At 64.8% G+C, this 14578-nt stretch carries 8 protein-coding genes; 6 read left to right on the forward strand and 2 right to left on the reverse strand.

Going from position 1 to position 14578, the window contains the following annotated elements; genetic code table 11:
* The 6 genes from bcsB to G3N95_RS21215 form a co-directional block, all read left to right on the forward strand.
* Positions 1-2257: cellulose biosynthesis cyclic di-GMP-binding regulatory protein BcsB (gene bcsB, locus G3N95_RS21190; protein WP_205972024.1), on the forward strand; the 2257-nt coding region annotated here is incomplete at its 5' end.
* Between the two features lie 61 nt (positions 2258-2318).
* Positions 2319-3479, forward strand: coding sequence for a cellulose synthase complex periplasmic endoglucanase BcsZ (gene bcsZ, locus G3N95_RS21195; protein ID WP_205972146.1), 1161 nt, complete (start codon positions 2319-2321; stop codon positions 3477-3479).
* The gene (locus tag G3N95_RS21200; RefSeq protein WP_205972025.1) at positions 3452-8104 is read left to right on the forward strand and encodes a cellulose synthase subunit BcsC-related outer membrane protein; all 4653 of its coding nucleotides are present in this window, start codon (positions 3452-3454) and stop codon (positions 8102-8104) included. Before bcsZ ends, G3N95_RS21200 begins: the two co-directional genes overlap by 28 nt.
* A gap of 293 nt (positions 8105-8397) precedes the next feature.
* Positions 8398-8853 carry a (2Fe-2S)-binding protein gene (locus G3N95_RS21205; protein WP_205972026.1) on the forward strand — a complete coding sequence of 152 codons (456 nt, stop codon included), beginning with the start codon at positions 8398-8400 and terminating at the stop codon, positions 8851-8853.
* A gap of 1 nt (position 8854) precedes the next feature.
* A complete protein-coding gene (locus G3N95_RS21210; RefSeq protein ID WP_205972027.1) occupies positions 8855-11095 on the forward strand; it encodes a xanthine dehydrogenase family protein molybdopterin-binding subunit in 2241 nt (746 codons plus the stop codon).
* 13 nt (positions 11096-11108) lie between these two features.
* Entirely contained in the window at positions 11109-12368 is a 1260-nt protein-coding gene (locus tag G3N95_RS21215) for a cytochrome c (RefSeq protein WP_205972028.1), read from the forward strand.
* 807 nt (positions 12369-13175) lie between these two features.
* Here G3N95_RS21215 and G3N95_RS21220 read toward each other — a convergent pair.
* Both G3N95_RS21220 and G3N95_RS21225 read right to left on the reverse strand, forming a co-directional pair.
* The gene (locus G3N95_RS21220; RefSeq protein WP_205972029.1) at positions 13176-13832 is read right to left on the reverse strand and encodes an amino acid ABC transporter permease; all 657 of its coding nucleotides are present in this window, start codon (positions 13830-13832) and stop codon (positions 13176-13178) included.
* Positions 13829-14575 carry an amino acid ABC transporter permease gene (locus G3N95_RS21225; protein ID WP_205972030.1) on the reverse strand — a complete coding sequence of 249 codons (747 nt, stop codon included), beginning with the start codon at positions 14573-14575 and terminating at the stop codon, positions 13829-13831. Before G3N95_RS21225 ends, G3N95_RS21220 begins: the two co-directional genes overlap by 4 nt.
* Positions 14576-14578: the final 3 nt, after the last annotated feature.

The raw sequence follows: 14578 nt of genomic DNA on the forward strand, positions 1-14578 counted from the left end.
TGTCGATGCCCGCGCGGCGCAGCAGCCTTCATTCGCCGAGCCGACGCCACAGACCTTCGCCGCCGTGCGCAGCGGCCGCGACACGATGCCGACCACGGCCGACAACGGCACGGCCGTGTCCGGCGGACGCCGTCAGACCTTCACGTTCGCGCAACTGGGCGCACTCGATCCGCTGCAACTGCGCGGCGTCGACGGACAGAACGGCGTACCGTTCTCGGTGCGTGCCGACGAAGTGGTGACGGGCGCGAACCTGCATCTCATCTACAGCTATTCGCCGTCGCTGCTGTCGAACCTGTCGCATCTGAAAGTGCTCGTGAACGGCGAAGTGGCCGCGACGCTGCCGCTGCCGCGCGAGCAGGCGGGCACGCTGCTCGCGCGGGACATTCCGCTCGAACCGCGCCTCGTCACCGAGTTCAATCACCTGAACATCCAGCTGATCGGCCATTACACGCAGGGCTGTGAAGACCCTGCGAGCAGCGCGCTGTGGGCGACCGTCAGCAATGCGAGCACGCTCGACCTGACGTTCGCGTCGCTGGCGACGAAGCCGGATCTCGGCGCGCTGCCGTTGCCGTTCTTCGACCGGCGCGACATCCGCCGGCTCGAACTGCCGTTCGTGTTCGCCGCGAAGCCGTCGTCGCAGGCGCTCGAAGCGGCGGGCGCCGTCGCATCGTGGTTCGGCTCGCTGGCGGGCTATCGCGGCGCGCTGTTTCCGGCGCAACTCGACAACGCGCCGCTGTCGGGCAATGCCGTCGTGTTCGCGACCAACGATGAACGTCCCGCGGGCGTCACGCTGCCCACCATCAACGGTCCGATGCTGGCGATCGTCGATCGCGAAGCGCCCGCGCACGGCAAGCTGCTGCTCGTGATGGGCCGCGACGCGCGCGAACTGAAGATCGCGGCGAACGCGCTGTCGCTCGGCGAGGCGGCGCTGTCGGGCACGGCACAGACGATCACGCACGTCGACGCGCCGCGCGCGCGTCAGCCGTACGATGCGCCGGGCTGGCTGCCGACCGACCGCGCCGTGCGCTTCGGCGAACTGACCGTGCCGAAAGATCTTTCCGTGCGCGGCTACAACCCGGACGTGGTGCGCGTCGATCTGCGCATCGCGCCCGATCTGTTCACGTGGCGCACGAAGGGCGTCCCCGTCGACCTGCGTTACCGCTACACGGTGCGCCCCGCGCCCGACCGCTCGACGCTCAACATCAGCGTCAACAACAATTTCGTGCAGGCGCTGCGCATTCCGGCGGAGTCGTCGTCGATGCTCGATCTCGGCCGCTATCTGAACCGGATGCTGCCGGACCACACGGCGCCCGCATCGAAAGAGATCTACATTCCGCCGCATCTGCTCGCGTCGCAGGCGCAGTTGCGTTTCCACTTCTATTACGACATGCCGAAGACGGGCGAATGCCAGGGGCAGGTGCTCGACAACGTGCGCGGCGAGATCGATCCCGATTCGACCATCGACCTGTCGTCCTTCCCGCACTACATGGCGTTGCCCGATCTGGCCGCGTTCGCGAACAGCGGCTGGCCGTTCACGAAGCTCGCCGACCTGTCGCAGACGGCCGTGATCCTTCCCGTGAACGCGAACCCGAGCGACTACAGCCTGTATCTGATGGTGATGGGCCGCATGGGTGCGTCGACGGCGTATCCCGTGACGGGCGTCACGGTCGCGACGGCGGCCGACGTGCAGCGTCTCGCCGACAAGGATCTGCTCGTGATCGGCGCGCCCGGCCAGCAGCCGTTGCTGGCCACCTGGGAAAAGGACATGCCGTTCTCCGCCGCGGACGACACGCGACGCATGCAGTTCTCGAACGTGTCGTTCCGCATCGCCAACTGGTGGCACGGCAATCGCGGCGGCGTGCGCACGGCGGGGCGCGCCGACCTGTCGCTCGTGAATTCATCGGGCGACGCGATTGTCACCGGCTTCCAGTCGCCGCTCGAAAAAGGGCGCAGCGTAGTCGCGCTGATTTCCGCGCCTGGGCAATCGGAAACGGATCTGACCAACGCGATGCTCGACCCCGATCTCGTCCAGTCGATCCAGGGCGGACTGACAGTGGTGCGCGGCCGGACGCTCGAAGTGGTGTCGAACGGCGACGTGTACTACGTCGGCCATCTGTCGCCCGTCGAGTACATGCGCTGGGCGCTGTCCGTGCATCCGCTGCTGCTGATGTTCGGCGGCCTGCTGGCGGCGCTGATCATCGCGGCCGTGTTCTACCGGCTGTTGCGCGCGGTCGCGGCGCGCCGGCTGAAGGATTGATATGCGGGCGGCGTTTTTCTTTCCTTCATTGCGCTTCGGGTTGCGCGTACCGCTTGCCCGCATGCTCGCGTGCGCGGGTCTCGTCGCGGGCATGACGGGCCATGCACAGGCCGCGACATGCGACGACTGGCCCGCGTATCGCGCGTTCGCATCGCGCTTCGTGCAGCAGGACGGACGCGTCGTCGATTTTTCGACGCCCACGCAGCAGACCACGTCCGAAGGCCAGTCGTACGGGATGTTCTTCGCACTCGTCGCCAATGACCGCGCGACCTTCGAGCGCCTGTTGCGCTGGACGCGCGCCAACCTGTCGGCGGGCCGTTTCGACGGCGACGACGTGAAGCTGCCGTCATGGCAATGGGGCAAGAAGCCGGACGGCTCGTATGGCGTGATCGACCCGAACTCGGCGGCGGACTCCGACCTGTGGATCGCCTACGACCTGTTCGAAGCGGGGCGTTTGTGGCACGAGCCTGCCTACACGAAGCTCGCGTACGCGCTCGTCACGCAGATCGAGAAGCAGGAAGTCGCCGATCTGCGCGGCCTCGGTCCGATGCTGCTGCCCGGTCCGCAAGGCTTTCGCAACGGCGCGACGACGCGTCTGAATCCGAGCTATCTGCCGTTGCCGCTGATCCGCGCGCTCGCCGCGCAGTCGCCCAACGGGCCGTGGTCGCGCGTCGCGGACAGCGCGTTCAGGCTCGTCAAAACGACTGCGCCGCTTGGCTTCGCGCCGGACTGGGCGGCCTATCGCGACGGCCAGTTCGTCGTCGATCCGCAAAAGGGCGATGTCGGCAGCTACGACGCGATTCGCGTCTATCTGTGGGCCGGCCTCGCCGCGCCCGCCGATCCCCTTGCGAAGCCCTGGCTCGCCGCTTTGCACGGCATGCGCGACCGGATCGCGCAAACGGGCGTGCCGCCCGAAAAAGTCGCGACAACAACAGGCAATGCGACGGGCGAAGGCCCGATCGGTTTCTGGGGCGCGCTCTTGCCGTATTTCCGCGCGCTCGGCGACACGCGTGCGGCGGGCCTCGCGCAAACGCATCTGGCCTCGCTCGCGACGCCCGCGCCTGGCGCTGCTCAAACCACTCAAAACCAGCCTGTCTATTACGACGAGGTGTTGATGCTCTTCGGTACAGGGTCCGCAGACGGCCGCTACCGCTTCGATGAAAACGGCCGTCTCGTGCCGCGTTGGGAGAACACATGCCAATCCGCCAACGCGCGCTCGTAATCGGTATCGCGCTCACGCTCGGCACGGGCGCGGCGGTGTCGGCATTCGCGCAGGCGCAGCCGAACGATCCCATGAACGTGCTGATCGATCAGGGCAAGTACTGGCAGGCGCACCAGCGCGGCGATCTCGCCGAGCAGGCGTGGCTGAAGGTGCTGCGCATCGATCCGAAGCAGCCCGACGCGCTGTACGGCATGGGCATCGTGATGGCCGACCGCAAGGACGGCGCGGGCGCGCAGCAGTACCTCGCGCGGCTGCGCCAGGCCGCGCCGAACTACCCGAACATGGACGAACTCGCGCGGCGCCTCGGCCAGTCGAGTCCGACCGATCAAGCCGTCAACGACGCGCGGCGTCTCGCGCAGTCCGGCCAGCAGGCGTCGGCGGCCCAGGCTTACCGGCAGGCGCTGGGCACGAAGCCGACCAATCCGCAGCTCGCGCTCGAGTATTACCAGGCGCTCGGTTCGTCGCCGCAGGGCTGGGAAGAGGCGCGTCGCGGGCTCGAACAGCTCGCGCGCGAGCATCGCGACGATCCGCGTTTCGCGCTCGCGTATGCGCAGCATCTGACGTATCGCGAAGCGAACCGGCGCGAGGGCATCGAGCAGCTTGCGCAGTTGTCGAAAGATTCGATCGTCGGTGTGCAGGCCAAAGCGGCGTGGCGCCAGGCGCTGCTGTGGCTCGGCGTGCGGGCATCGGATGCGCCGCTGTTTCAGGCGTATCTGTCCGTCGCGCCCGACGATGCCGCCGTCAAGGCGCGCGCCGATTCGATCGCCGAACAGGACCGTCGCGCGAGCGAGCGAGCGCAGCAGAATGCAGGCACCGACGCGCGCGGCCGCGCTGTCGCGGAAGGCTTCGCGGCGCTCGATCGCGGCGACCTCGTGACGGCGAAGGCGCGCTTCTCGTCGGTGCTCGCGAGTTCGCCGAACGACGGCGACGCGCTCGGCGGCATGGGCGTCGCGTTGCTGAAGCAGGAGCAGTTCGCGCAGGCGCGCGAGTATCTGCTGCGCGCGTCGCAGCAGGGCGGCGCGGCGCGCTGGCGCGAGGCGCTCAACAGCGCGACGTACTGGATGTACACGAGCGAAGGCCTCGGCGAACAGAGCAACGGCAATCTGACGCAAGCGAAGGCATCGTTCGAAAAGGCGATTGCCGTCAGTCCCGGCGACGTCACCGCGCAAACCGCGCTCGGCGATCTGCTGATGCAAAGCGGCGATCCTCGCGGCGCGGAAGCGGCGTTCCGGATGGCGCTGCGCCGCCAGGCCGACAATCCCGATGCGATCCGCGGGCTGGTCGGCGCGCTCGCCGCACAGGGGCGCGGCGACGAAGCGCTCAGCTTCGCGAACCAGTTGACGGACGAGCAGCGCAAGAAGGTGGGCGGCGCGGACCGTCTGCGCGGCGAGGCGCAGGCGGCGCAGGCGCGTGCGGCCGAAGCGCGCGGCGATCTCGGCAATGCGCGCAGCCTGTTCGAAGACGCGCTGCTGAGCAATCCCGACGATCCATGGCTGCGTCTGGACCTTGCGCGCATCTACGCGAAGCAGGGCGCCTATGCGAATGCGAAGAGCATCATGGATGGCCTGATCGCGCTGCATCCCGACATGCCCGACGCGTTCTATGCGAGCGCCTTGCTCGCCGCGGACATGCAGGACTGGCGCTACGGTCTGTCGCAACTCGAACGCATTCCCGCCAATAAGCGCACCGACGCGATGGCGATGCTGCAACACCGGCTGTGGGTCCATCAGCAGTGCGATGAAGCCGTGGCGCTGGCGAAGAGCGGCCGCGTCGCGCAGGCACGCGGCGTGCTGCAGAACGCGGAGCCTGTTGCGGGCAATAATGCCGAGTTGATCGGCGCGATTGCGTCGGCGTATGTGAATACAGGCGACACGGCGCGCGCGCTGATGATGGTGCGCAGCGCCGTCGCGCGTTCGCCGAATGACGCGGGCCTGCTGCTCACCGACGCGGGCATTCTGCTGAACGCGGGCCAGGACGTCGAACTGGGCGAAGTGATGCGGCGCCTCGCGTCGATGCAGTTGACGGGCCAGCAGCGCAGCGATTTCGAGAAGATCAACGTGGCGATCGTCGTGCGCCGTACGGATGCGCTGCGTCAGGCCAACGATCTCGCGAGCGCGTTTGACGTGCTGTCGCCGTGGCTTGCCGCCCGCCCGAACGATCCCGACATTCTGGCGGCGCTTGCGCGTCTGTACACCGCGAACAACGACAATGCGAATGCGCTCGCCACCTACCGCCTCGCGCTCGCACAGAATCCGAACGACCTTGGCCTGTTGCTGAACGCGGCGGGCGCGGCGACGCAGATCCGCAAGTTCGATTTCGCCGAGTCGACTTTGCGGCAGGCGTTGCGCATCGCGCCGAACAATGCCGATGCGCTCGCTGCAATGGGCCGCATGTATCGTGCGCAAGGCAGGAACAGTCTGGCCGCGCAGTATTTCCAGCGTGCGCTGATTGCGCAGAACGCGCCGCTCGCGCGTCCCGGCGCGCAGACGGTGGGTGCGAATGGGCAGCCCGTGCCGAGCGGCTGGGATGTGCCGTTGCGGCCGAGAGGTCCGATTCCGCTGCCCGGCACGAACCCGTTTGCGAACCGGACGTCGGCGGATGCGTCGAACAGTGTGCCGTTCCCTGCGCAGAACACCCAACCGTATCCGATGCCAGCCATGCCTGCCTATACTCCGCCGACGCAGCCGGCGCCTTACATCGCGCCGCAGCAGCAACCGGCTTCGCAGATCAATTCGCTCGGTGTGCTCGCGCCGCAGGCGGCATCGAACGGACCCGACACGCCGGATGCCGATGGCTACGGTCCCGATCAATATGGTTCGTCGCAGTCGGGCGGCGGGCTTGCGCCGGGGCAGGCGTATCCGGCGCAAGGTTATGCGCAGCCGCAGACTTATCAGCAGCCTTATCCGCAGCAAACGTATCAGCAACCGGTGTACGCGCAACCGAACGATGCTTACGTGAGCACGCCCTGGCCGATGTCGCCGCAGGCACAGGCCGCCGCGCAGGCGCAGGCGACACAGGGGATGAACCCGCAGCCGACGTCGACGTCGAAGAAGCGCACGGCGAAGAATGCCCGCACGGGCAATAACAGCACGGCATCTGCGCAGCAGCAGGGCGGTTATCCGCAGCAGCAGGGCTATGCGCAACCGTATCCGCAGCAGCAGGCTTATCCGCAACCGTATCCACAGCAGCCCGGCTACGCGCAACAGCCTTATCCGCAGCAGCGCGCCTATGCGCAACAGGCGTATCCGCAGCAGGGCTATCAGCCGCAACCGAATCAGCAGCAGGCCTATCCGCAGCAGGGTTATCCGCAGAACTACACGAACCAGGGCTACGGTCTCGTGCCGTACATTCCGCAGCCGCCCGCGCCGTATCCGACGCGCAATGCGCAGTTGCAGGACGAACAGAACCGGCAGTATCCGCAGCCGGCGCAGCAGCAGCCGCTGACCGTCGAAGAAGAACTCGCGCAGATCAACCGCGAGCAGACCAGCACCGTGAGCGGCGGTATCGTGTTTCGCAACCGCGACGGCGAAAACGGCCTGTCGAATCTGACCGACATCGAAGCGCCGCTGCAAGGCCGCATTCGTGCGGGCGATGGCCACGTGATCGTCGAGGTCACGCCCGTGACGCTCGATGCAGGTACGGCGAGCAACAGCACCAACACGCTGGCGCGCTTTGGCTCGTCGCAGTCGTTCGGCACCAGCACGGTGCTGCCCGGCTCGCAGACGGCCAGCGGCGTCGGCGCGGATGTGGGCTACGAATGGCGCGGGCTGAAGGCCGACGTCGGCGCGACGCCGTGGGGCTTTCGCGAGCAGAACATCGTGGGCGGCGTGCAATATCGCGGCAACATCACCGACAAGGTCTCGTACAAGCTGACGGCGGGACGGCGGGCGGTGACGGACAGTTTGCTGTCGTACGCGGGCGCACACGATTCGGCGATGAATCTGCAATGGGGCGGCGTGACGTCGAACGGCTTGCGCGGGGATGCTGGCTGGGACGACGGCACGAATGGCCTTTATGTGAACGCGTCGTGGGCGTATCTGATGGGCCACAACGTCGCGTCGAACAATGCCGTGAAGGGCGGTGGCGGTGTCTATACGCGGCTCGTGAAAGACCCGGACCAGACGCTGACGGTCGGCGTCAACACGACGCTGATGCACTACGACAAGAACCTGTCGTACTTCACGTTCGGCCAGGGCGGCTATTTCAGCCCGCAGCAGTATGCGATCCTGAATCTGCCCATCGAGTACACCGGGCGCAACGGCCCGTTCACCTATGACCTGAAAGCGTCGATCGGCGTGCAGCATTATCGTCAGGATGAGTCCGATTACTTCCCGAGCAACAGCAAGTATCAGAGCAGCGCGGCGTCTGCTTCGAACGTGCCGGACTCGGGTGCCGTCTATCCCGGCCAGAGCAAGACGGGCGTGTCGTATTCGATCGATGCCGTCGGCGAGTATCAGCTCGCGCCGCAGCTCGCGGTGGGCGCGGCCGCTTCGTTCGGCAACGCGTATCAGTATCGCGAGTTCGTCGCTGCCGTGTACGTGCGCTATGCGTTCACGAAGCAGACGGGCTTGAGCATATTCCCGCCGTCGCCCGTGCGCTCGTACTATCTGCCCGTGAACGAGTAAAGCCTGTTCTCCAACGAAGCGACGCAAGGGCTGCGTTGCTTCGTCCCCTCCGCATGGATCGCTTTCGCGCTCCCATCCGCGTCTGATCTGCAAGAGACACCTCGCACGCACGTTTTTTAAGGTGCCTCTACAATCGGCTGACCGATCTCCCGATGCATGCGCAACGTATGCAAGCGGTGCGTATGCACTTGTCGGCTTCGCGTGATTAGCGCGTCACGTCTAACAAAGCACGGTCGTCGACCGGTTTTTGTTCGACGTCGGCGGATAAAAGAAACCCCCTTACGGAAACGCTCATGGCAACGCTGAACATCAACGGCCAGTCTCACACTATCGATGCGCCGCCCGACATGCCCGTGCTCTGGGTGTTGCGCGATCTCGTCGGTCTCACGGGAACGAAGTTCGGCTGCGGCATCGCGCAGTGCGGCGCATGCACCGTGCATCTGGACGGCGTCGCCGTGCGCTCGTGCGTGCTGCCCATCGCGGCCGTCGGCGACAAGAAGATCACGACGATCGAAGCCGTCGGCGATACGCCAGCCGGCAAGAAGGTGCAGGCAGCGTGGCGCCAGATCGATGTCGTGCAATGCGGCTACTGTCAGTCGGGGCAAGTGATGCAGGCGGCTTCGCTGCTCGCGCAGAACCCGAATCCGAGCGACGCCGACATCGACGCGGCGATGGCGGGCAACATCTGCCGCTGCGGCACGTACAACCGCATCCGCGCTGCCGTGAAGCAGGCGGCGAAGGAGGCATGACATGTCGCAAGGATTGCTCGATGCACAAAACGGCAAGCCGCGCGATGACGGTCATGCGTCCGTCTCGCGCCGCACGTTTCTCAAGTTCAGCGCCAGCGTTGCCGCGGTAGCGGGCGGCGGACTCCTGCTCGGCTTCAGCGTGCCCGCGCAAAGCCAGGGCGACGTACGCAAGTCGGTGATCGGAGGCGACGGCGTGGAGACGCCGCAAAGCGGCGTGTTCGCGCCCAACGCGTTCGTGCAGATCGACACGGCGGGCAAGGTCACGCTGATCATCCCGAAGGTCGAGATGGGACAGGGCGTGTACACGTCGATTCCGATGCTGATCGCAGAAGAACTCGAAGTGCCGCTCGACAGCGTGACCGTCGATCACGCGCCGCCCAACGAAAAACTCTTTACGGACCCGCTGCTCGGCGGCCAGTTGACGGGCGGCTCGACATCGATTCGCTCCACATGGGAGCCGATGCGCCGCGCGGGCGCGACCGCGCGCATGCTGCTCATCGGCGCGGCCGCGCAGCAGTGGCAGGTCGAACCGGCCTCGTGCCATGCCGAGCGAGGCCAGGTGATTCATGCCGATACGAAGCGCAGCATCGCTTATGGACAACTCGTGGAAGCGGCTGCGAAGCTGCCTGTGCCGCAGAACGTGCCGCTCAAGAACCCGAAAGATTTCAAGCTGATCGGCACGCAGGCGAAGCGTCTCGATTCGCCGGAGAAGGTGGACGGCAGCGCGATGTTCGGCCTCGACGTGCGTCTGCCCGACATGGTGTATGCGGCCATCGTCAATTGCCCGGTGTTCGGCGGCACGCTTGCGAGCGTCGACGATACGGCTGCGAAGACGATTCCCGGTGTGCGGCAGATCGTGAAGTTCGACAACGGCGTCGCGGTGATCGGCGATCACACGTGGGCCGCGAAACGCGGTGCGTCGGCGTTGAAGATCACATGGAACGAAGGCGCGGGCGCGTCGGTGTCGACCAAAACGATCTTCGACGATCTGGCGAAGGCGGCATCGCAAGGCCATGGCGCTGTCGCGCGCAAGGAAGGCGATGTGAACAACGCGTTTTCGCAGGCGAAGTCGCGTGTCGATGCTGTGTATCAGCAGCCGTTACTTGCGCACGCGACGATGGAGCCCGTCAACTGCACCGTGCATGTGAAGCCCGACAGTTGCGAGATCTGGGTCGGCACGCAGGTGCCGACGCGGGCGCGCGATGCGGGCGCGAACGTGACGGGCCTGCCCGCCGACAAGATCGTCGTGCACAACTTCCTGCTCGGTGGCGGCTTTGGAAGGCGGCTCGAATTCGACATGGTCACGCAGGCGGTGAAGGTGGCGAGGCAACTGAGCGTGCCCGTGAAAGTGGTGTGGACGCGCGAGGAAGACATCCAGCACGACATGTATCGCCCGGCCTACTACGACAGGATCTCGGCGGGGCTCGACGCGAACGGCAAGCCGATTGCCTGGCAGCATCGGATCGTCGGTTCGTCGATTCTTGCGCGGTTTGCGCCGCCCGCCGTGAAGAACGGCGTCGATCCCGATGCCGTCGAAGTGGCCTCCGATCTGCCGTATGACTTGCCGAACCAGTTGATCGATTACGTGCGTCAGGAACCGCGCGACATACCGACCGCATTCTGGCGCGGTGTCGGACCGACGCGCGGCACGTGGGTGGTCGAGAGCTTCATCGACGAGCTTGCGGCGCAGGCCAAGGTCGATCCCGTCAAGTATCGGCAGGATCTGCTCGGCAAGTCGCCGCGCGCGCTGAACGTGCTGAACGTCGCGACGCAGGCGGCCGGTTGGGGCAGCACGGTGCCCAAGGGCCAGGGGCGTGGCGTGTCGGTGATGCATGCGTTCGGCAGTTTCTTTTCGATGGTCGCCGACGTGACTGTCGATCAGGGCGAGGTGCGCGTGAGCCGCGTGGTATGCGCGGTCGATTGCGGGATGGTCGTCAATCCGAACACGGTCGACGCGCAGATCCAGGGCGGCATTATCTTCGCGATCACGGCGGCGCTGTATGGCGAGATCACGATCGACCGCGGCCGCGTGCAGCAGAACAATTTCACCGACTACCGGATATTGCGCATCCACGAGACGCCGCCCATCGAGGTGCATATCGTGAAGAGCAGCGAGGCGCCGGGCGGCATCGGCGAGCCGGGGACGGCGGCTGCCATCCCGGCCGTCGCCAATGCGATCTATGCGGCGACGGGTAAGCGCCTGCGGCAGTTGCCCGTCGGTAATCAGTTGATGAGCGCGTAAGGGGAGGCCGGCGATGAAAACCACATTGAAGGCTTTGACCTTGAGCGCCGCGCTTGCGCTGCCTTTGTTCGCGAACGCCGCCGACGATGCGCTCGTCAAACGCGGCGAGTACCTTGCAAAAGCGGGCGATTGCATCGCATGTCACTCCGCGCCGCATGGCAAGCCGTTTGCGGGCGGCCTGCAGATGATGACGCCGATGGGCGCGATCTATTCGACCAACATCACGCCTGATGCGCAGACGGGCATCGGACAATACAGCGAGGACGACTTCAAACGCGCGATGCGTGAAGGCATCGCGAAGGACGGCCACAATCTTTATCCGGCGATGCCGTATCCGTCGTACGCGAAGGTCAACGACGACGACATGCATGCGCTTTACGCGTACTTCATGAATGGTGTGACGCCGGTGAAGCAGGCGAACCGCGAGCCGGACATCAAGTGGCCGCTCAACATGCGCTGGCCGCTGAAGTTCTGGAACATGGTGTTTCTCGACAAGGGCGTGTACCGGGACAAGGCGGGCAAGGACGTTGCATGGAATCGCGGCGCGTATCTGATTCAGGGGCTTGGTCACTGCGGCTCGTGTCATACGCCGCGCGGCGTCGCGTTCCAGGAGAGGGCGCTTGATGAAAGCGGCAGTGCGTTTCTGACGGGTGGTTTGCTCGACAACTGGTTTGCGTCGAATCTGACGGGCGAGCACAACGTCGGTCTGGGCCGCTGGTCGGAAGCCGATGTCGCGCAGTTTCTGAAGGCGGGCGCGAACCAGCACGCGTCGGCGTTCGGCGCGATGACGAGCGTGATCAACAACAGCACGCAGGCGATGACGGATGGCGACATTGCTGCGATGTCGCGGTATCTGAAGTCGTTGCCGGCAGCGGGCGGTTCCGGCGGGCCTGCTTATGCATACGACGCGGCGGCGACGAAGGTGTCGTTGACGCGGCCCGCGAACGATGCGGGGGCGCGGGTTTATACGGCTTATTGCATGCACTGTCACGGGGTGGATGGGCGCGGGTTCGCGCCTATGCTTGCGCCGCTTGCCGGGAATCCCAATGTCTTGGAGAAGGATGCCAGTTCGTTGATCAACGTGACGTTGAATGGCACTGAAGATCTTGTGATTGGGGGTGTTCCGGCGCCGTATCCTATGCCTAAGTACGCTGATGTGTTGAGTGATCAGCAGATCGCTGATGTGATTACTTTTGTTCGGGGTGGATGGAGGAATGGCGCGGGTTCTGTTGGCGCCGCTGATGTCGCCAAGGTCCGGAAGGCTACTCAGTAGGTCGTTTTTTTGTCTGCGACGCAGTCGTCGTTCTTGCCTTCTCGGCGCGGGGTTCGCCTTTTGGGTTTTTGTGTTGTTGTCGCTGGCATCCGCGTGATGTTGTCTTGCTTCTTGCGTTGCCCCTGTGCGGGGCGGCACTTACTTTCTTTGCCGCCGCAAAGAAAGTAAGCAAAGAAAGCGGGCTCACACCGCCAGCCCTTGTTTTTGCCTGCGGGCCCCCGACGGTTCTTACGCTCCGTGCGGCAACGTGCTATTTCATGCGCGTTGCCAGCGTGCTAACTCACGCATCACCCACTTCACACTCTCGCGTCACGGGCCGCGTTACCAGGCGTTCGCGGCCGCCCAGGTGGCAAACGGTGTGTAAGCCGTCGCGATCGAAGTGCACCACTCCGGACTGAAAAGCGGGATCGGTGTCGTAGAAGCGCGAACGCATATGGTGCGACAAGCTACACACAGTTTGCCACCTGGGCGGCGCAGACGAGTCGCTGCCGCGGGCTGCCTGCGGGTGATTGGAGTGGGTGATGCGCCGGTTCAAGGCGCTGGCAACGGGCGCAAAACACAGTGTCGCCGTGTGAAGTGCGGGACCCGTTGGGGGCCCGCAGGCAAGAACAAGGGCTGGCGGTGTGAGCCCGCTTTCTTTGCTTACTTTCTTTGCGGCGGCAAAGAAAGTGAGTGCCGCCCCGCACAGGGGCAACGCATGAATAACGACAACATCATGCGGATGCCAGCGACAACAACACAAAAACCCAAAAGGCGAAGCCCGCGCCGAGAAGGCAAGAACGACGACTGCGTCGCAGACAAAAACCCTCAACGATGCTGCGTAACCTTCTGCTTACGCTCCAAAACCCGAGCCCACCACGTCAGCGGAAAGCACATCAAAAAGTACAGCACAGCAACCATCCCATAGATAGGAAACGGCCGGAAGGCAGCATTCGTAATCATGGTCCCGGTTTTGGTGAGTTCGGTGAACCCGATAATGGAAGTCAAGGCCGTGCTCTTGACCACCTGCACGAGAAACCCAACCGTCGGCGCGACAGCAATCTTCAAGGCCTGCGGCCAGACGACATACCGTAGCTGCTGCGCAAACGTCATCCCGAGACTCGCGCCCGCGGCCCATTGCCCACGCGGCACAGCTTCAACGCAACCGCGCCAGATATCCACGAGATAAGCACTTGTATAAAGCGTCAAGGTGACAGTCGCTGCGACCCACGGCGACACATCGACGCCCATCAAGGGCAAACCAAAGAACGCCAGAAAAAGCTGCATCAGCAACGGCGTGCCCTGAAACAACTCGACATACAGCACGACGATGCGCCGCAGCCAGGGCAAAGGCGAAACCCGCATTGCAAGCAACAGCAAACCCACCACGCCACCGCCGACGAACGCAATCAACGACAGCAACACCGTCCAGCGCGCCGCGAGCAGCAGATTACGCGCAATGTCCCATAGCGTGAATTCGATCATGATGAGCGCTCCGTCGACGATGCAGCACGCGCGCCGCGCAATGAGAAAATGCGACGCGGCGACGCGTCAACAGAACGCGCGGCACGGCCTGCAAAAAGACCCTTGCCGAGCCGGTTCAACATCTGCCGCAACACGATCGACAACACCAGATACGTCGCCGTGATGATCACGTACGCTTCGAACGAACGGAAATTGCGCGACTGAATGTAGTTCGCCGCATAGGTCAGATCGGGCACCGAGATCTGCGACACGACGGCCGAGCCGAGCATCACGATCAACACCTGACTCAACAGCGCCGGGAAGACGTTCGCAATCGCCTGCGGCAACACCACGTGGCGGAACACCTGGCGTCCCTGCAAACCGAGCGCTTGCGCCGCCTGCACCTGGCCGCGCGGAATCGAATCAATGCCCGCACGCACGATTTCGATCGCATACGCACCGAGGTTGACCGTCATCGCGAGTACCGCGGCCTGGATCTCGTCGATGTGTATGCCCAGGCTCGGCAACCCGAAGAACACGAAGAACAGCTGCACCAGAAACGGCGTGTTGCGGATCGCCTCGACATAACCGGCGATCAGCCAGCGCGCCCACTTCGGTCCGGATGCGGCCACCACCGCGCCGCCAATGCCCACCAGGCCGCCAAGCGCGGTCGATACGGCTGTCAGCGCCAGCGTCACGCCGACGCCACGCACGAGCATCCCCGCATACATGTCGAAACTGCTGAAATCGAATGTGTAACTCATCGC

Origin of the sequence: Paraburkholderia sp. Tr-20389 (assembly GCF_017104565.1) — a bacterium.
In the GTDB taxonomy this organism is placed as follows: Bacteria; Pseudomonadota; Gammaproteobacteria; order Burkholderiales; family Burkholderiaceae; genus Paraburkholderia.